This window comes from Hyphococcus sp. D3-15, assembly GCF_055809375.1.
This window is the reverse complement of record NZ_CM147910.1, coordinates 3,184,937-3,203,460: the sequence shown is the minus strand read 5'-3', so window position 1 is coordinate 3,203,460 and position 18,524 is coordinate 3,184,937. Positions and strand designations below refer to the sequence as shown.

Sequence of the window (18,524 nt, the reverse complement as noted above, 5' to 3'; positions counted from 1 at the left end):
AGTCATCAATGGCGGCGCTCGCCGCTTCTGGGCCCCGGCTTTCGCCGGGGAGAGCGGAGAGGGCAATCCGTGATTGAAACGAACCGGTAAGCCTAGTCCTTCGCCGGGCCGCGCTTGAATTCATTCGGCTGCTTGGAGAACATTTCCTTCGCCGCCGGGCGGTCATTGATGCGCGCCAGCCAGTCGAGAATCGCCGGCGTGTCCTTTTCGTTCACGAATTCGGCAAAGCCATGCTGCATGCCGTTGGCGATGGCGAAATTGCAGATGTCGGCCAGCGTATACATGTCGCCAGCGAGCCATTTGCTTTCTTTCAGGCGCGCTTCGAGTTTTTTCACTGAATGGCCGATCTTGCGCATTTCTTCATCAAGAAGATCTTGCGGAAAGCCTTCGCGGGCGCGGCGCCATTTCACTTTCTGTTCGTGGATCGGCACCTTGTCGACCATCGCCTCGAATTCTTCGTCGGAAAGCGGCTTCACCATATTGCCGACCATGCGGTGCCAGCCGATTGTAGACACGCACCAGCAGAAATATTCGTCGACCCATTTGGTCCAGATGCGCATTTGCGCGCGGCCGAAACTATCGGCGGGACGCAGCGGCGGCGCATCGGGAAACTCGTCCTCAAGATATTCACAAATCACCGTCGATTCGGTGATGATCTTGCCATTGTGCTCAAGCGCCGGCACCTGGCCGTTCGGGTTGAGCTTTTTGTACCAGTCGGCGTGATGCTCGAATTTCGCCGGATTGAGGAACACGCTTTCAAAGGCGAGGCCCTTTTCATATAGCGCAAGCAAGGGCTTCAGGGAGTTGGCGCCGGGGCCAAAGCTATAGAGTTTCAAGGGAGTTCCTCCTGGGCAGGTGCTTTTGTCATTAGGATATCATTTATCCGAATGAGCGGAGCCGAAGCTGCCGCTCTAGGAAGTGACTTGCCCGGAATTTATGAATTGCGCGCGCCAGCGCCGCCTTCGATCCTTCGAGATGCAAAATTCCTTCACCCTGAGGGGCTCCGCGAAGCGGAGACGTCTCGAAGGGCGAAGGAATTCTTGCTCCTAAGAATGAAGGCCAGGCGGGAGCGGGACAAGGAAACGCCGCCGGAGCGGGTGAGCTCCGGCGGCGTCCTTCGCAGGGCGTTCCCTCCCTGTTAGGTTTAGCTGGCTGCAGCGAACTGGTTCATTGTGTTGTCTTTTCCGCCCGCTTTCAGCGCAGCTTCGCCCGCGAAATATTCCTTGTGATCATCGCCAATGTCGGAGCCCGCCATGTTCTGGTGTTTGACGCAGGCGATGCCCTGGCGGATTTCTTCGCGCTGGACGTTCTTGACGTAGCCCAGCATTGCTTCCTCGCCGAAGTAACGCTTGGCGAGATTGTCGGTTGAGAGCGCCGCCGTGTGATAGGTCGGCAGCGTGATCAAATGGTGGAAGATGCCCGCGCGCTTTGAGCCGTCGCGCTGGAATGTCTGGATGCGCTTGTCTGCTTCCAGCGCCAGTTCGGTGTCGTCATAATCGACGCTCATCAGCTTGTCGCGATTATAGGCCGAAACATCCTTGCCTTCGTTCGACCACGCATCGAACACCTGCTGGCGGAAGTTCAGCGTCCAGTTGAAGCTCGGCGAGTTGTTGTAGACCAGCTTGGCGTTCGGAATGACCTCGCGAATGCGGTCGACCATGCCTGCGATCTGTTCAACATGCGGCTTTTCGGTTTCGATCCAGAGCAGGTCGGCGCCGTGTTGCAGCGAGGTGATGCCGTCGAGAACGCAGCGATCTTCGCCGGTGCCCTTGCGGAACTGGAAGAGGTTGGAGCGCAGGCGTTTCGGGCGCATCAGCTTGCCGTCACGGGTGATGACGACGTCGCCATTGTTGATGTCGCCTGTCGCAACTTCTTCGCAATCGAGGAAGGAGTTGTACTGGTCGCCAAGATCGCCCGGCTTTTCGCTGAAGGCGATCTGCTTCGTCAGGCCGGCGCCGAGGCTATCGGTGCGCGCGACGATGATGCCGTCATTGACGCCGAGCTCAAGGAAGGCGTAACGGCAGGCGCGGATTTTCGCGATAAAGTCTTCATGCGGAACAGTAACCTTGCCGTCCTGGTGGCCGCATTGTTTTTCGTCGGAAACCTGGTTTTCGATTTGCAGCGCGCAAGCGCCGGCCTCGATCATTTTCTTCGCCAGCAGATAGGTGGCTTCTGCATTGCCGAAGCCCGCATCGATGTCGGCGATGATTGGCACGACATGGGTCTGGAAATTGTCGATCTGGCTGACGAGCTGCTTTTCCTTGACCTGATCGCCGCTTTCGCGCGCCGCATCGAGATCGCGGAACAGGCCGCCCAGTTCGCGTGCATCGGCCTGACGCAGGAACGTGTAAAGCTCTTCGATCAGCGCCGGGACGGAAGTTTTTTCGTGCATGGACTGGTCGGGCAGTGGGCCGAATTCCGACCGCAGCGCGGCGACCATCCAGCCGGAGAGGTAGAGATAGCGGCCCTTGGTTTCGCCGAAATGTTTCTTGATGGCGATCATCTTTTGCTGGCCGATAAAGCCATGCCAGCAGCCAAGCGACTGGGTGTAGTTCGCCGGGTCCGCATCATAGGCCTCCATGTCGGCGCGCATGATCTTCGCGGTGTATTTCGCGATATCGAGGCCGGTGTGGAAGCGATTCTGGAGCTGCATCCGGGCGACCGACTCGGCGTCGATGCCATTCCAGCCTTTTTCGGCAGTGATGATGCGGCTCGCCGCGTTCAGGTTTTCGAGATAGGTCATTGGGCTTCCCCTTTGATTCTGTTTGGCTAATTTCACTGTGGCGGCGGACCCGAGACAGGCCGTTTGCGCCATTGGCGTCAGAAATAGCGGGCGAAAAGGGCTTTGTGCAGGCGCGAAAAAGTCTTATTGTCAAACTTTACAGATTTTGCCTGTAAAGTTGTAAAGACTGAACTTTGTGAGGAATCGCAATGCCTAAGGACCGGGCCAAAGACTTTCCCAAAGACAGGGCAAAAGACCGGGCCGCTTTTATGGGCCCCCGCCTGCGCCGCTTGCGCCGGGAGATGGGGCTGACCCAGGCGGTGATGGCCGAAGATCTTGGCGTTTCGCCATCCTACATCGCATTGATGGAGCGCAACCAGCGGCCGATGACCGCTGAGATGCTCCTGAAACTCGCCCAGACCTATCAGCTCGATGTGGCGTCCCTTGCCGGTGATCGCGGCGAGGAATTCACCGCACGTCTCGATGGGGTGATGCGCGATCCGCTTTTCGCCGATCTCGAAATGTCTTCGCTGGATGTGGAGGATGTTTCGCGCAGCTATCCGGCGGTGGCGGAGGCGGTGATACGTCTGTATACGGCCTATCGCGACGGACAATTGGCGCTTGCTGATCGCGCAAGTCCGGGGGGGCGACGGCGCGGACGCGCCGGACCCGGTGGCCGAAGCGCGGCGGTTTTTGTCGGCGCGGCGCAACTCCTTTCCGGCGATTGACGATCATGCGGAGCGTATCGCCGCAGAGATTGGCGGCGCGGATAATTTCGAAACCTATTTCAAGGACAAGCACAAGCTGGGCGTTCGCCGCCTGCCGCCGGATGTGATGATGGGCGCGGTTCGCCGTCTGGACCGTCATCGCGGCGAGGTGGTGCTTGATGAAACGCTGGACAAGGCTAGCCGGAATTTTCAGCTCGCCTTGCAAATCGCCTATCTCGATATGCGCGAGTCGATTGATGCATGCATCGCTGATGGCGGCTTCACGTCTGAGAACAGCGAACGCCTGACCCGGCGCGCGCTCGCCAATTACGCCGCCGGGGCGCTGATGATGCCTTATCGCGGATTCGTCAAAGCCGCCGAGGCGCGCAAATATGATCTCGAAGCCCTGTCGCGGCAGTTCGGCGCCAGCTTTGAGCAAGTCGCCCATCGCCTGACGACCTTGCAAAAGCCGGGGCAGGAGGGCGTGCCGTTTTTCTTCATTCGCGTCGATGCGGCGGGCAATGTTTCCAAACGCCTCGACGGGGCGGGCTTTCCTTTCGCCCGCCATGGCGGTTCGTGCCCGCTATGGTCGCTACACCAGACCTTCCGCGCGCCGCGCGAGATCATCACCGAATGGGTTGAATTGCCCGAAGGCGAAAAGTTTTTCTCTATCGCCCGGACAGTGACGGCAGGCGGCGGCGCCTATGGCGCGCCGCGCATCGAGCGGGCGATTGCACTTGGCTGCGCCGCGAAACATGCGCATCGCTTGATCTACACGCAGGGGCGCGATGCGAAGACAGAACCGGCGACGCCGATTGGCGTCACCTGCCGCCTGTGTCACCGCATCGAATGCGCTGCCCGCGCCGAGCCGCCAATTGGAAGGCAGGTTCTGCCGGACGATTACCGCCGCACCATTGCGCCGTTCGGGTTTTCGGATCGATAGCGAGAACCTCTGAACTGTCATCCCGCACGCGCTGCAACACGCTAGTGTTGCTGTGCAGATGCGGGACCCATTTGCGAAGCTGAATTCTGTGAGTGGGTCCCGGGTTCGATCCGCCGGATCGCCCCGGGATGACAACGCAGAGAGTGCGAAAAGCAACACCCCAATAACGCGAAACGGGTTTCTCAAAATACATCCTATGTGATGAATTCTTTCAGGAATCCCGCATTTGGTGCGTAGTTATCCTCATCTTTCAAAGCTGCCTTATTATTCATCCGTCGCCGGACTGTAACCCTATGCAAAAGGCGGGAGCCGCAAAGGCGCGCCCGCAATCATCAGCAACCAGGTTCTGACGGCGGCCATGATCCGGGAGTCCGCTCGCCGGGTCAGGCTCTTTGACATTTTGGTTTTTGCGCGTTGCCGGTTCGATGCTGGTGATGCGCGGTATATGCGGCGATGGATCCGCCCCTCACCCGGATTTTCTGTGAAAATCCGACCTCTCCCCAGGGAGAGGTAGATTTGCGTCGGGTGCTCACGCCCTACCTCTCCCTCGGGAGAGGTCGAAATCGCGCATGCGATTTCGGGTGAGGAAATCCGCGCCAAAACGCCGCTTACTTTGCCGCTTTGGCTTTCTGGCGCCAGCTTGTGAGCAGAAACTCCGTATAGCCATTCGCCTGTTCCGCGCCTTTGAACACAAGCTCGCAGGCGGCCTTGAAGGCGGGGCCGTCAAAGCCCGGCGCCATCGGCGTATAAGCCGGGTCGGCTTCGTTCTGTTTGTCAACCACGGCGGCCATGCGCTTCATGGCTTCCATCACCTGGGCCTCGGTGACGACGCCATGCATCAGCCAGTTGGCGAGATGCTGGGAAGAGATGCGCAAGGTGGCGCGGTCTTCCATCAGGCCCACATTGTGAATGTCCGGCACTTTTGAACAGCCGACGCCATGATCGACCCAGCGCACGACGTAACCAAGAATCCCTTGCGCGTTATTGTCGATCTCTTCGCGGATTTCCTCTTCGGAAAAATTCGCGCCGGCGGCGAATGGCGGCGTCAACAGCTTGTCGAGGTCGCCGGTCGCTTTTCCTTTCAGTGCTTTCTGCACCGCGAACACATCCACCTCGTGATAATGCATCGCATGCAAGGCTGCGGCGGTGGGCGAGGGCGTCCAGGCGGTGGTGGCGCCGGCTTTCGGGTGGCCGATCTTCTGTTCGATCATCGCCGCCATCATGTCGGGCGCGGCCCACATGCCCTTGCCGATCTGCGCTTTGCCGGAAAGGCCGCAAGCAAGGCCGATGCCCACATTGCGCGCCTCATAGGCCTTGATCCAGACCGAGTCCTTGACCGCGTTCTTGCGGACAATTGGCCCGCCCTGAATGATCGTGTGGATTTCATCACCGGTGCGGTCGAGAAAGCCTGTATTGATAAACACCAGCCGCTCGCGCGCGGCATGAATGCAGGCGGCAAGATTGGTGGAGGTGCGCTTTTCCTCGTCCATCACGCCGATTTTCAGCGTGTTCTTCTCAAGGCCGAGGATTTCCTCGACACGCCCAAACAATTCTGCAGCGAAGGCGACTTCTTCAGGCCCGTGCAGTTTCGGTTTGACGGTGTAAACCGAACCGGCGCGCGAATTCATGCGCTTGCCTTTAAGGTCATGCAGCGCGATCAGCGAGGTCACCGCGGCATCCATGATGGTTTCGGGAATGCCGTCGCCATTTTGATCGCGGATAATCTCTGTCACCATATGATGGCCGACATTACGCACCAGCATCATCGAGCGGCCATGCAGCGCGAATGGTTTTCCCGCCGGAGAGAGATAGTCGCGGTCAGCATGCAGCTTGCGCGTCACTTTCTTGCCGCCCTTGTCGAACGTATCTTCAAGATCGCCTTTCATCAGGCCGAGCCAGTTGCGATAGACATTGACCTTGTCTTCCGCATCGACCGCCGCGACGGAGTCTTCGCAATCAATGATCGTGCTCACCGCCGCTTCGATGATCAGATCGGCGACGCCGGCCTTGTCCGTCTTGCCGATCGGGCTCGCCGGATCGATGACGATCTCCAGATGCAGGCCGTTGTTTTTGAGCAGAATGGCGGTCGGCGAGGCGGCGTCGCCGCGATAGCCGGCGAATTTTTCCGGCTGCGCGAGTGTTGTCGCGCCGTTAGCGGTATCAATGGCCAATTCGCCGTTTGCGATGGCATAGCCGGTTGCATCGGCATGGGAGCCTTTGGCGAGCGGCGCGGCCAGATCAAGCAGGGCGCGCGCCCGGGCGATGACTTTTGCGCCGCGCGCGGGATTATACCCGCCGCCGCGTGTTGCGCCGCCCTCTTCTGAGATCGCGTCCGTGCCGTAAAGCGCGTCATAAAGCGAGCCCCAGCGCGCATTCGCGGCGTTCAGCGCATAGCGGGCGTTGCTGGCGGGCACCACCAGTTGCGGCCCGGCGATGGCGCGCAATTCCTCGTCGACATTGGCGGTGGAGATTTCAAATGGCGCCGGTTCCGGGACGAGATAACCGATCTCCTTTAGAAACGCGGTATAGGCTTCCAGGTCGAAATCACCCTTATGGGCGCGATGCCAGTCATCAAGTTTTGTTTGCAACACATCACGTTTCGCCAGCAATTCGCGATTGCGCGGAGCAAGGTCGGCGATGATTTTGGCGAATCCATTCCAGAAATCATCAGCGATCACGCCCGTTCCGGGCAGCGCTTCGGTCTCGATAAAGGCTGCAAATTGCGGATCAATGGCTAGTTGTGCGCGTGTTGTCATATCAATACACCTGTAGGCTTCGCGCCTATCCCTTAAGGCTTCATTCGCAAAATGGAATAGGCAAAGCGAAATTCTAATGTTATTTCGTGGCCGCGTCAGGGCGGATACAACAGCGGACACGGACAAAAATACATGACGGTTAATCGCATTGTCATCATCGGAGCGGGACAGGCGGCAGCACAGGCCGCCGTCACTTTGCGCCAGCGCGGCTATGCAGGCGCGATCACAATGCTGGGCGCCGAAGCCGCGCCGCCATATCAGCGCCCGCCCTTGTCGAAGGCCTATTTAAAGGGCGAAATGGAAGAGCCGCGGCTTTATCTGCGCCCGGCGGAATTTTACGAAGCGCAAAAGATTGACTTGCATCTTGGCGTGCGCGCGACCGGCATTGATCGCAAGGCGAAGCGCGTCACCAGCGATGATGGCGAGACGCATGGCTATGATGCATTGCTGATCGCAACCGGCGCGCCGCCGCGGCGGCTTGATGCGCCCGGCGCGGATCTTGAGGGCGTTCACTATTTGCGCACGCTCGCCGATTCTGAGCGATTGCGCCCGATGCTGTCGGCGCCGGGGCGCATCGTCATTGTCGGCGCCGGATTTATCGGCCTCGAGGTTGCAGCGGTTGCGCGCCAGCATGGGCGCGAGGTGACGGTTCTTGAAATGGCGCCGCGCGTGCTGGCGCGGGTCGCCGCAGAACCGGTCTCGAATTTCTTTCAGCGCCTGCACCGCGACGCCGGGGTTGATCTGCGCATTGGAACCGGGTTTGAGCGCTTTGAAGGCGAAAATCGTCTGCATGCGGCGCAAATCTCCGGCGGAGAATCAATTGAATGCATCGCCGCGCTGGTGGGCATTGGCGCCGTGCCGGAAGCAGCGCTGGCGCAAGAGGCGGGTCTTGACGTCGCCAATGGCGTTGTCGTTGATGAATATACGCGCACGTCAGATCCGGCGATTTTCGCCGCCGGCGATTGTTCAAACTTTCCGTCGCTGCGTTACGGGCGGCGCGTTCGTCTTGAGTCCGTTCCCAACGCCATTGAGCAAGCCAAAGTCGCGGCGATGAACATGCTAGGCGGCGAGACGGTTTACGATGCGCTGCCATGGTTCTGGTCTGACCAGTATGACGTGAAACTGCAGACGGCGGGATTGAACGAAGGGCATGATGAACTGGTTGTGCGCGGCGATCCGGCGGAAAAGAAATTCGCGGTCTGGTATCTCAAAGACGGCAAAGCGCTCGCGGTCGATGCAATCAATGATCCGGCGTCGCTCGCCATGGGCAAGCGGCTGATCATCGCCGGCGCGACGCTTGATCCGAAAAAACTCGCGGATACAAGCGTCGACCTTAAAACGCTGGCCTGATCGTTCCCGCTTCATCGTGAGGAGCAAAAATCCTTTCTGTCCTTCGAGACGGCGCTTCGCGCCTCCTCAGGATGAAGGATTTTTGCGTCTCGAAGGACGAAGCGCAGAAGGGATGGATGCGGTTATCCGTATAGCGCCTTCGGCAGCCAGGTTGCGATCTGCGGATAGAGCGCCAGCACGCCAAGCGCGATGACCTGGATCGCGATATAGGGAATGGCCCCTCGATAAATATGCATGGTGCGCACTTCCGGCGGGGCGACGCCGCGCAAATAGAACAGCGCGAAGCCAAAAGGCGGCGTCAGGAATGATGTCTGCAGATTGATCGCCATCATCACGCCGAGCCAGACCGGATCAAGTCCCATGGCGAGCAGCGGCGGACCGACCAGCGGCACGACGACCAGCGTGATCTCGATGAAGTCCAGGAAGAAGCCGAGGATGAACATCACGAACATCACCATCAAGACGGCGCCGATGACGCCGCCCGGCGTTGCGGCGAGCGCGCGATGCACCGTGTCGTCGCCGCCGAGCCCGCGGAAGACGAGGGAGAACAGCGCGGCGCCGATCAGGATGGTGAACACCATGGTGGTGACGCGCGCCGTCTGATCGACGATTGGCGATAATGCTTTTTCCCGCCGCAATTGGAGAAGGCTTGCGACCATTCCCCATGGGGTCAGCGCAAAGAGCAGCAGCGCGATCGCAATCCCGGCGGTCTCAAGCGCGGTGATGTGATCGCGGCCAAGACGGAGATCAAGTGTCGCCGTGAGGGCGAGCAGGCCGACAATGGCGCCCGTCGAAACCAGCACCGCCGTCCGTCCCGCCAGCAGCGAGCCTTTCGGCGCAAGGCGCATGCCCGCAATCAGCAGCGCGCCAATGGCGCCGACGCTGGCCGCTTCGGTCGGGGTTGCAACGCCGGCAAGGATCGAGCCTAGCACCGCGACAATGAGAATGAGCGGCGGCGGCAGGGTTTTCATCGCGGCGCGCCAGACTTCCGAACGGGAGCCAAGTTCGGCAGCCGGAATGGCAGGCGCCTTTTTCGGCTGCGTCACCGCCACGAAGACCTGCCAGAGCAGATACATGCCGACCAGCATCAGGCCGGGCAGCAGCGCGCCGGCGAAAAGATGTCCCACGGAAACCGTGTCTGGCGACGTGATGCCCTGCTGGAGCTGCGCGCGCTGATAGGCGTTGGAGATCACGTCGCCCAAAAGGATCAACACGATTGATGGCGGGATGATCTGGCCGAGCGTGCCGGCGGCGGCGATAGAACCGGATGCAAATGCCGGATCATAGCCGCGCCGCAACATGGTCGGCAGGCTGAGCAATCCCATGGTGACGACAGTGGCGCCGACAATGCCGGTGGAGGCGGCGAGCAAGGCGCCGACAATGGTGACGGACAGCCCAAGCCCGCCAGGGAGCGAGCCGAACAGCTTCGCCATTTCATCGAGCAGTTCTTCGGCGATCTTTGATTTCTCCAAGATCACGCCCATGAGAATGAACATCGGCACGGCGATTAGCGTGGTGTTGGTGACGGCGCCGAAGACCCGCAGCGGGAAGGGGATGAGGTAGCTGATGTCGAACACGCCGAACATCAGGCCGAGCACGGCGAAGAGCAGCGCCGTTCCGGCGAGGCTGAAGGCTACCGGATAGCCCGCCACCAGTAATGCGCAGAGCACGAACACCATGGCGATATCGAGCCATCCGGCGAAGGCGCAGGCGCAAAAATGCAGATCGCCAATTGCGAAATCCATCAGCCGCGCTCCCGCAATAAGGCGCTGGCGCGCGCAGCGATCACGAAGCCGGCCATCATCATCAGGGCGGCGAAGGCCGGGATGAAGGATTTCAAAATGAACAGGGCGGGAATGCCTGACGATTCATTTGAGCCTTCGCCGACAGCCCATGAGCGCGCCACATAGGGCGATGCGGTCCATAGCAGCAGCAGGCAAACCGGGATGAGAAAAAGATAGGTCCCGGCGAGATCGATCATGGCCTTTCGCCTCGGCGAGGCGCTGCCATAGAAAATATCGACGCGCACATGATCGTCGGTGAGCAACGCATAGCCGCCGGCGAGCAGGAACACCGCGCCATGCATGTAAGTGATCGATTCCTGCATGAAGATGTAGTTGAGGCCGAACACATAGCGCAACACGACGACGCCGAACTGGATCAGCGCCATGGCGAGCAGCAGCCACATTACGGAGCGGCCGGTTTTGCGTGTGATTTTGTCGAACAGGCTCGACAAAGCGAGGGTTGCTTTCGCGATGCTGGCATAGGCGACGATGGCTGCGGTGGCGGCGAACAGACCGAAAAACACCAGGAGTTTTGTCCAGGAAGGCGTGATCGAAAGGATCGGCGCCAGCCGCGCGAAGGCAAGGCCCGCAGCGGCGATAACAATGACAACCAGCACCCATGAAACAAGCGGGCGCTTTGCGGACATCAGAAAGCCAAGCGGCAGGAAGAGCAGCGGAAAAAACACGCCCGCCGCCGCCCAGTTGAGAATATCGCCGGTGATTTCAAGCATGGGTCACAGCGTAAAGACTTCGCGACGCTTGGCCATATACGCCTCGTCGGCGATGCGGCCCCATTGCATGGAGCGGGTGAGCGAGTCGCGATAGCTGTTGAAGATGCGGCTGGTGATGTCGTCGGTCGCGGCGGCTTCTTCGAGCACGGTGCGGCTTTCTCTCGCAAGCGCCGCCATCACATCGTCCGGCATCTGGCGCAATTGCACGCCATGTTCCTTGACGAGTTGCTCCAGTGCAATGGCGTTATGATGGGTGAATTCGGCGATGGAAATATTGTTGGCGCGCTGACAGGCGCCCTGGAAAATTGATTTCTCCTGCAGCGTCAGGGAATTCCAGAGATCGAGATTGATGCCGCAGGTGAGCTGCGATCCCGGTTCGTGAAAGCCCGGCCAGTAATAATATTTCGCTTCCTGGTAGAGGCCGAAAGCGAGATCGTTCCACGGGCCGACCCATTCTGTTGCGTCGATGGCGCCCGATTGCAGGGCCGGATAAATCTCGCCGCCGGAAATCGCCACCGCCGATGCGCCGATGCGGCGCAACACTTCGCCGCCAAGGCCCGGCATGCGCATTTTAAGGCCGCGCATATCTTCAAGCGAATTGATTTCCTTCTTGAACCATCCGGCCATCTGGTGCCCGGAATTGCCGGCGGCGAAAGGCTTGATGTTGAAACGGCCGGACAACTCGTCCCAAAGCTGCTGGCCGCCGCCGAATTCGGTCCACGCCATGATCTCGCTGATGGTCATGCCGAAGGGCAAAGCGGTGTAGAAGGCGAGGCCCGGCGATTTGCCGACCCAGTAATAATCCGCGCCGTGATACATGTCGGCCGCGCCGTTGGAGACGGCGTCGAAGCTTTCAAATGCGCTGACCAGTTCGCCCGCCGATAGCACTTTGACGGTGATCGCGCCGCCGGACATCTCGCCGATGAATTGCGCCACGCGTTCCGGCATGGTGCCGAGGCCGGGGAAATCCTTTGGCCAGGTGGTCACCATTTTCAGCTCGCGCGAGCGAACCGTGCCGGGCAAGGCGACACCGCCGGCGGGCACGCCGCATTCGCAACCGGCGGCAAGGCTGGCCGCGCCCAAAGCGCCGCCGGTAAGCAGTTGTCTGCGCTTCATCATTCTTCGCAAGCCCCCCGGCCATGCGCGCATTGAGTTTTTGGTTTGCGCGCCGCCGCGCGCGGGGCGCCGCCTGTCGGCTTTTGTTTTCGCTTCAGCATGTGGCTGACGCTTCCTCCCTCGGTGTTATTTTTCTTTTGGTTCGACGATTTCGATTTCCACATCGCTTTCGCCGGACGCGGCTTTCTCGCGTTTTTGCTGTGCGCGCCAGGCTTCGAAGTCAGCTTCTTTTTCCTGCTGACTGCGCGCTGCGGCGACGCCCTGATCGATGGAAAGGGATGATCCCGATCCGTCATAGCCGCTAGCGGTGCATCGATCTTCGACGGTGTAGCAGCGCTGGATGCAGGCGGATCGCGCCGGGCCGTCGCCAAGCCCGAGGCAGTCGCGCTGACACTGGTTTTGCTGCCCGGTGCAGCGGTTTTCCGCATAGCCGCCAAAAGAGGTGGACGAGCAGCCGGCGGCAAGGGCCGCGGCGAGGACGGTGCTGGCAATAAGTCGGATACTCAATGCATGAACTCCCAGTTGCTGATTGCAGATTCCGCCCGCTCGCAGCGAGAACGCTACAATGACCCGCCGCCGCGCGCAAAGTCCTGCGACGCGAATTCCCGCTTAAGTCGGTTTCGTAATTAAGATTTCGCCGGAAACGGCTTATTCGGCCGCCACGCTTTGGCGGTCCATCCGGGTCCAGCCCGCAGGACCGAGCTTTTCCAGTGGCTGGAAGCTCTTTTTGTAGTCCATCTTGTCGGAGCCGTTCACCCAATAGCCGAGATAGACATAGGGCAGGTCCAGCTCGCGCGCGAAGGAGATGTGATCAAGGATCATGAAGCGGCCAAGCCCGCGGGCTTGTTCGTCGGGCTCGAAAAAGCTGTAGACCATGGACAGCCCGTCGGTGAGACGGTCCGTCAGCGCGGCGCCGATCAGCCGTTCCTCGCCGGTTTCTTCGTCCTTGAGGCGATATTCGATAATGATCGTATCGACGGCGGTCTCTTCGACCATGGAGGCGTAGTCGAGCACGGTCATGTCCGCCATGCCGCCATCTCCGTGGCGGGCGTCCAGATAGGCGCGCAGCATGGAAAATTGTTCGCCGGTGGCGCGCGGGCCCCTGATGCGGCGGATGATGTCGGCATTGCGCGACAGGGTGCGCCGGCGCGAACGCGACAGGTCGAAATCATCGACGACGACGCGAACAGGCACGCAGGCGTTGCAGCTTTCACAAGCCGGCAAATAGATCAGATTTTGCGAGCGGCGAAATCCACGCCGCGTCAGCAGCGCATTTGTAGAAGAAGCGCCATCGCCGGAAAGGTAGGAAAAGATTTTCCGTTCGCGCTTGCCCTTCAGATAGGGGCAGGGGGCCGGCGCGGTGATGTAAAACTCACCCCCGTCAAGGCCGAACCGTCGCGCGAAATCTTCGTTACTCATAATTTCCAACGTAAGGCATAAACCTTAGCGGGCCATTAGCGTAACGGCAATGAATCCGTTCTTCCGGCGTGTCAATTAAGGTCGAAATACATGCCGGCGGCGACGGTGTAGACAATCCAGAGTAGAATAATCAGCGGGCCGCCCACCACCATATAGTCCCTAAATTTGTAATGACCGGGCGTCATCACGAGCAAATTGGTCTGATAGGCGATAGGGGTCGCGAAGGAGCAATTGGCGCTGAAAATGACCGTCAGCACCAGAATATGTTCGTCCATGCCGACCTGCTGGGCGGCGGCGACGGCGATAGGCGTGAACAGGACGGCCGTCGCATTGTTCGACAGCACATTGGTGAGCGCCGCGCACATGATGAAAAACGCAGAGATCAGCGCCAGCGGGCCAAACCCGCCCGCCGTGGTGGCGATGGCCTCGCCGAGAAACGCCGCGCCGCCGGTTCGCTCCAGCGCGACGCCCATGGCGAGCGAGGCGCCGATCAGGAGATAGATGCGCCGGTCTATGGCGCGCGCCGCCTGACGCACATTGAGGCAGCCAAAGGCGACCATCGCCGTCGCGCCGGCGATCGCGGAGACGGCGATCGGCGCAATGCCCGTCGCCGTAACGGCGATCACCCCCGCGAAGATTAGCGCCGCGACATTGGCGTTGCGCTGGTCCGGCAGGCCCTGCATCGACCATTCCAGCAGCAGGACATCGCGATCGGATCTGAGCGCGCGGATATCTTTCAGATCGCCGAGAATGAGGAGCACGTCGCCGGCCTCAAGCCGGATCGTATTCATCTGGGTCCGGATCATCCGGCTGCGCCGCTCAATGCCGAGAATGACGCAATTGGTCTGGGCGTGGAAGCTGATCTGCGCCACCGACCGCCCAATGAGGCGCGAGCCCGGCGCCACAATGGCTTCAACCAGGGTGAGCTGGGTCGAGCGCTGAACCGAGCCGTCCTCTTCGTCGGCGATTGTGGTCTCGGCCATCAGGCCTTCCAGCATCGCCGGGTTCGCCTTGAGGAGCGAGGTCAGCGCCGAGCGCGTGGCGGCGACGATCACCATATCCCCGGTGCGGAAGCCGAAATCCTCAAAGGGTGGCAGGATCGCCCGCTCCCGGCGCTGCACCATGCGCACGGTAATGTCCGGCAGGTCCACAAACAGCCCTGCGACCGGGCCTTTGCCGATTAGCGGGTGGCCGCGGGTGATTTCGATCTGGGCGATGAAATGCTTGCCCTCGCGTTCATTGATGTTGGTCTGGTTCGGGTTGTCGCGCTTGGGCAGCAGCCAGCGGCCCGCCGTCGCCATATATAAAATGCCGGCGCTGGCGAGGATCAGCCCCATCGGGGTCAGTTCGAAAAATCCGATCTCGCCGCCAGTCGTCGCGCGATAGGATTGCGCCGCGAGCAGGTTGGTGGACGAACCGATCAGCGTCGTCATGCCGCCGAGAATAGAGAGATAAGAGAGCGGCATCATGAACCGCGACACGCGGATTTTACTTTGCTGCGCGATCGCCGCCATGATCGGAATGAACATCACCACGACCGGCGTGTTGTTGAGAAACGCGCTGATGATCATGATAAAGGCGAAGACGGAGCCGGTGACGAGTCGCGGGCGCTTGTCGAAAGCGCGCAGGAGATATTCCGTCGGATGTTCAAGGGCGCCGGCCTGGAACATGCCCTGACCGATGATCAGCAATCCGAGAATGGCGAACAGGGCGGGACTCGCAAACCCCGCAAGCAGGGTTTCGGTCGACAACAGGTCTTCGCCATTCGCCTCAAGGGGGGCGATGATGAACAGCGCGAGCAGGCCGACGATCGCGCCCGCGGAGATAAGCTCCAGCGGGAACCGGTCGAGCGTGTAGAACACGATCGTGACCATAATGATCGCGAGCGTGGCCCACATCTGCCAGGGGGCTGCCAAAAATACTTCCATCATGTCAGATTGTCGTGACCCGGCCTTGTTGTGAACCATCCCTGCGACGCCGGCTTTGGCGACGCATCCCGTGGCGCTTTGTATTTTCCAGATTTGATGGTAACGCCACAAGTCCTAAATGTTTCAATATGTTGTGGGATTAAGCCCATGACGCTAGGTTGCTGAATGACCGATAAATACCGCCCCTTGAAGAACGCCTTTGGCCGTTTCGCTACCGGAATCGCCGTCGCCGCCTGTCGCGGCGAAGCAAACGCGATCACGGCGATTACGGTTAATTCTTTCACATCGGTGTCGCTGGAGCCGCCTTTGGTGCTCTGGTGTCTGGAAAACCGCGCCTCAACCTATAGCGCCTTTATGGCGTCGGAGAGTTACGCGGTGTCGATCCTGCGGTCCAGTCAGCAGGCCGCGTCGCAGCGTTTTGCGCATTTCCTTCCCGATGGGCCGCGCAAGGAAGAATTCGAAACCCTGACTACTGGCGCGCCGGTATTGCGCGAGCGTCTCGCCGCTTTCGATTGCAAAATCGTCGCCCGTCACGCCGCCGGCGATCATGTGATCCTGGTTGGCGAAGTGGTGCAATTTGACAGCGCCGACGGCGCCCCGCTGATTTATTATGCGAGCAACTACATACAGGGTACGGAGAAATCATGACCAGTGCTGTGCAGCTGAAAACCGCGTTCCTCGGCCTCGGCGTCATGGGCTATCCCATGGCCGGCCATTTGGCTGCGAAGGGCTATGACGTCGCGGTGTATAATCGCACCGGCGCAAAGTCCGACGCATGGGCGAAAGAGCATAAGGGCGCCGCTGCAAAAACGCCTGCGGAAGCGGTGAAAGACGCTGATCTCGTATTCGCCTGCCTTGGCGATGATCCTGATGTGGAAGCGGTGGTGAATGCCGCTATGCCCGGGCTGAAGCCGGGCGCGGTGTTTGTGGATCACACGACGGCGTCGCCGGCGCTGGCGCGCAGGCTGCATGCGTTGCTGGGTGAAAAGGGCGTCGGCTTTGTCGATGCGCCGGTTTCCGGCGGTCAGGCGGGCGCGGAGAATGGCAAGCTGTCAGTGATGTGCGGCGGCGACAGCGCCCATGTGGAAAAAGCCCGCGCAGCGATGGACGCCTATTCGGCGCGCGTCGTTCATATCGGGCCGGCCGGTCATGGCCAGCTCTGCAAGGCGGTGAACCAGATCTGCATCGCCGGCGTGTTGCAGGGATTGTCCGAGGGCGTGCATTTCGCGACCCGCGCCAATCTCGACATCGACCGCGTGCTGGAGGCGATTTCCGGCGGCGCGGCGCAAAGCTGGCAGATGGAGAACCGGACCAAGACCATGGCGGCGGATGAGTTCGATTTCGGCTTCGCCGTCGATTGGATGCGCAAGGATCTGCGGATCGCCCTCACGGAAGCCCGGGAAAATGGCGCTCGCTTGCCGGGAACGGCGCTGGTCGACCAGTTTTACGCCGATGTGCAAGCCATGAATGGCGGGCGTTGGGACACATCCAGCCTGCTCCGGCGGCTCAACAAGATAGACTGACGCGCCGAACCACATCACTAGACCTTCTGTTAACCATTTTATTTCATGAAATGGAAAGCAGGCGCGGCGATTTTCCGCGTCATTGCTGCGGTGCAAGAAGAATTCAAGCGATTGTAGGGGTATGGTGTCAGTGTCTGGAAAGAGCGCTTCAAGAATGAAGACGAACTTGACCTTGAGCATGGCGCCGCTGTCTGTGTTGGCGGTCTTCGGATCAGCGACGACAGCGGCGGCATCGGGATTTTCACTTAACACGCAAAGCGCGGAAACGCTTGGGGCGGCGACAGCGGGCGCGCAGGCGACACCTGGCGCGCCGGGCAACGCCTATTTCAATCCGGCGTCCATTGTCGGCGTGGAAGGATTTGAAACATCCTTTTCCGCTGTGCTCGTCGTGAATGACACCAATTATTCAAACGCAAACGCCGCATTGTTCGGCACGGTTCCCGTCGCGGGCGATGTCTCCGGCGAAGCGGTGATCGGCGACGGGGTTTTCCCGGCGGCTTCCTTCGCGGTGAAGCTTAACGATTATCTTTATGCGGGCGTTGCGACCTATGCGCCGTTCGGTTTCAACTCCGCCTATGACGACACTTCCGCCGCGCGCTATCACGGCACGTTTTCGCAAGTGGTGTCTGCTGCGATTTCACCGATTGTCGGCGTAGATCTCGGCAATGGCTGGTCGGTCGCTGCGGGGCCGCGTTTTCAGTATGTGGACAACGAGATCAGAGGCGCCATTGACGCCGCCGGCATCGAAGCGGCGCTGCTGATGAACGCAACCGTACCGGGTACGGATGATGTGTTCTATGAAATCAACGCCACCGATTGGGGCGTCGGCTACACCGTCGGCGTTCACGGTTCGCTTGGCGACAACATTACTGTCGGCGCCAGCTTTGCGTCGAAGATTGAGCATGTCACCCACGGGACGGCGGAATTCGACATCACCGATTCCACCTCGGGCCAGACGCTGGCCGGGCTCGCCGGGTTGTTCGCGACCACTGACACGACGGGCACGCTGTCGACGCCGGGGTCCTTGCAATTTGGCGTCAAGGTCGATGTTAACCCAAAGACCCGCGTTCTGGGGTCTGCTGTGCAAACCCGCTGGAGCAATTTTCAGGAGCTGGTGACCAGCTTTGAAAATCCGGCGCAGGTCACCGAAGTGATCACGCAGGACTGGCAAAACACCTGGGCGGGCGCCGTCGGGGTGGAACGCGACTTCGGTCCGGCGCAGACCCTGCGTCTCGGGGTGATGTATGAAGAAGATCCGGTGAACGCCGATTTCGCATCGCCGCGCCTGCCTGGCGCGAGCCGTGTCTGGCTCGCCGGCGGGTATTCGCGCAAGATTTCCGACAATGCGGAGCTGCATCTAGCGGCCTCTTATGTGATCAGCGATACGCAGCCGCTAAATGAATCCGGGGCCTATCCGGAGAATCTTTTCCGCGGGTCCTATACGGGCGATTGGCAGATCGGCTCCGTGGTCGCGGCCATCGGCGTTGACTGGAAATTCTAAGCGCCTATAAGTCGCTGCGACTTATCATTGCCGCCAGAGCCGCA

13 protein-coding genes and 1 pseudogene are annotated in these 18,524 nt (G+C 60.2%); 5 read left to right on the top strand and 9 right to left on the bottom strand.

Translation table 11 applies throughout. The annotated features are described in order from the left end of the window. Positions 1 to 92: 92 nt before the first annotated feature. Positions 93 to 836, bottom strand: coding sequence for a glutathione S-transferase family protein (locus tag AC0L8G_RS15730; protein WP_473385117.1), 744 nt, complete (start codon positions 834 to 836; stop codon positions 93 to 95). A 308-nt stretch (positions 837 to 1,144) separates the two neighbouring features. Then, entirely contained in the window at positions 1,145 to 2,743 is a 1,599-nt protein-coding gene (locus tag AC0L8G_RS15725) for an isocitrate lyase (RefSeq protein ID WP_473385116.1), read from the bottom strand. 188 nt (positions 2,744 to 2,931) lie between these two features. On the opposite strand from AC0L8G_RS15725, the pseudogene AC0L8G_RS15720 reads away from it, so the two are divergent. Next, a pseudogene (locus AC0L8G_RS15720) lies at positions 2,932 to 4,372 on the top strand (helix-turn-helix domain-containing protein). 608 nt (positions 4,373 to 4,980) lie between these two features. On the opposite strand, the gene AC0L8G_RS15715 reads toward AC0L8G_RS15720, so the two are convergent. After that, positions 4,981 to 7,128, bottom strand: a complete 2,148-nt coding sequence (locus tag AC0L8G_RS15715; RefSeq protein WP_473385115.1) for a malate synthase G — start codon at positions 7,126 to 7,128, stop codon at positions 4,981 to 4,983. Positions 7,129 to 7,260: 132 nt separating this feature from the next. On the opposite strand from AC0L8G_RS15715, the gene AC0L8G_RS15710 reads away from it, so the two are divergent. Next, positions 7,261 to 8,478: an NAD(P)/FAD-dependent oxidoreductase gene (locus AC0L8G_RS15710; RefSeq protein ID WP_473385114.1), complete on the top strand. Its 1,218-nt coding sequence runs from the start codon at positions 7,261 to 7,263 to the stop codon at positions 8,476 to 8,478. Between the two features lie 122 nt (positions 8,479 to 8,600). On the opposite strand, the gene AC0L8G_RS15705 is transcribed toward AC0L8G_RS15710, so the two are convergent. From AC0L8G_RS15705 to AC0L8G_RS15680, 6 genes are all read right to left on the bottom strand, one after another. Then, positions 8,601 to 10,223 (bottom strand): TRAP transporter large permease, encoded by a 1,623-nt coding sequence (locus AC0L8G_RS15705; RefSeq protein ID WP_473385113.1) that lies wholly within the window; start codon positions 10,221 to 10,223, stop codon positions 8,601 to 8,603. After that, the gene (locus tag AC0L8G_RS15700) at positions 10,223 to 10,993 is read right to left on the bottom strand and encodes a TRAP transporter small permease subunit (protein ID WP_473385112.1); all 771 of its coding nucleotides are present in this window, start codon (positions 10,991 to 10,993) and stop codon (positions 10,223 to 10,225) included. Before AC0L8G_RS15700 ends, AC0L8G_RS15705 begins: the two co-directional genes overlap by 1 nt. A gap of 3 nt (positions 10,994 to 10,996) precedes the next feature. After that, the gene (locus AC0L8G_RS15695) at positions 10,997 to 12,112 is read right to left on the bottom strand and encodes a TRAP transporter substrate-binding protein (RefSeq protein ID WP_473385111.1); all 1,116 of its coding nucleotides are present in this window, start codon (positions 12,110 to 12,112) and stop codon (positions 10,997 to 10,999) included. A gap of 123 nt (positions 12,113 to 12,235) precedes the next feature. Continuing rightward, complete coding sequence (locus AC0L8G_RS15690) at positions 12,236 to 12,616, bottom strand: hypothetical protein (RefSeq protein ID WP_473385110.1); 381 nt, start codon at positions 12,614 to 12,616, stop codon at positions 12,236 to 12,238. A gap of 141 nt (positions 12,617 to 12,757) precedes the next feature. Beyond that, positions 12,758 to 13,528 (bottom strand): arginyltransferase, encoded by a 771-nt coding sequence (locus AC0L8G_RS15685; RefSeq protein WP_473385109.1) that lies wholly within the window; start codon positions 13,526 to 13,528, stop codon positions 12,758 to 12,760. A 71-nt stretch (positions 13,529 to 13,599) separates the two neighbouring features. Next, on the bottom strand, positions 13,600 to 15,444 hold the full coding sequence (locus AC0L8G_RS15680) for an SLC13 family permease (RefSeq protein WP_473385108.1): 1,845 nt from the start codon (positions 15,442 to 15,444) through the stop codon (positions 13,600 to 13,602). A gap of 177 nt (positions 15,445 to 15,621) precedes the next feature. On the opposite strand from AC0L8G_RS15680, the gene AC0L8G_RS15675 reads away from it, so the two are divergent. The 3 genes from AC0L8G_RS15675 (at position 15,622) to AC0L8G_RS15665 (ending at position 18,480) form a co-directional block, all read left to right on the top strand. Then, complete coding sequence (locus AC0L8G_RS15675) at positions 15,622 to 16,104, top strand: flavin reductase family protein (protein WP_473385107.1); 483 nt, start codon at positions 15,622 to 15,624, stop codon at positions 16,102 to 16,104. Then, positions 16,101 to 16,979, top strand: coding sequence for an NAD(P)-dependent oxidoreductase (locus AC0L8G_RS15670; RefSeq protein WP_473385106.1), 879 nt, complete (start codon positions 16,101 to 16,103; stop codon positions 16,977 to 16,979). The genes AC0L8G_RS15675 and AC0L8G_RS15670 overlap by 4 nt, the downstream gene beginning before the upstream one ends. A gap of 154 nt (positions 16,980 to 17,133) precedes the next feature. After that, positions 17,134 to 18,480, top strand: coding sequence for an OmpP1/FadL family transporter (locus AC0L8G_RS15665; protein WP_473385105.1), 1,347 nt, complete (start codon positions 17,134 to 17,136; stop codon positions 18,478 to 18,480). Positions 18,481 to 18,524: the final 44 nt, after the last annotated feature.

What these genes read in the sequence shown, in the direction of transcription:
- AC0L8G_RS15705 (WP_473385113.1), bottom strand. Translation starts at nt 10,223, where the DNA reads ATGGATTTCGCAATTGGCGATCTGCATTTTTGCGCCTGCGCCTTCGCC.
- AC0L8G_RS15715 (WP_473385115.1), bottom strand. Translation starts at nt 7,128, where the DNA reads ATGACAACACGCGCACAACTAGCCATTGATCCGCAATTTGCAGCCTTT.
- AC0L8G_RS15695 (WP_473385111.1), bottom strand. Translation starts at nt 12,112, where the DNA reads ATGATGAAGCGCAGACAACTGCTTACCGGCGGCGCTTTGGGCGCGGCC.
- AC0L8G_RS15700 (WP_473385112.1), bottom strand. Translation starts at nt 10,993, where the DNA reads ATGCTTGAAATCACCGGCGATATTCTCAACTGGGCGGCGGCGGGCGTG.
- AC0L8G_RS15710 (WP_473385114.1), top strand. Translation starts at nt 7,261, where the DNA reads ATGACGGTTAATCGCATTGTCATCATCGGAGCGGGACAGGCGGCAGCA.
- AC0L8G_RS15725 (WP_473385116.1), bottom strand. Translation starts at nt 2,743, where the DNA reads ATGACCTATCTCGAAAACCTGAACGCGGCGAGCCGCATCATCACTGCC.
- AC0L8G_RS15665 (WP_473385105.1), top strand. Translation starts at nt 17,134, where the DNA reads ATGAAGACGAACTTGACCTTGAGCATGGCGCCGCTGTCTGTGTTGGCG.
- AC0L8G_RS15685 (WP_473385109.1), bottom strand. Translation starts at nt 13,528, where the DNA reads ATGAGTAACGAAGATTTCGCGCGACGGTTCGGCCTTGACGGGGGTGAG.
- AC0L8G_RS15670 (WP_473385106.1), top strand. Translation starts at nt 16,101, where the DNA reads ATGACCAGTGCTGTGCAGCTGAAAACCGCGTTCCTCGGCCTCGGCGTC.
- AC0L8G_RS15675 (WP_473385107.1), top strand. Translation starts at nt 15,622, where the DNA reads ATGACCGATAAATACCGCCCCTTGAAGAACGCCTTTGGCCGTTTCGCT.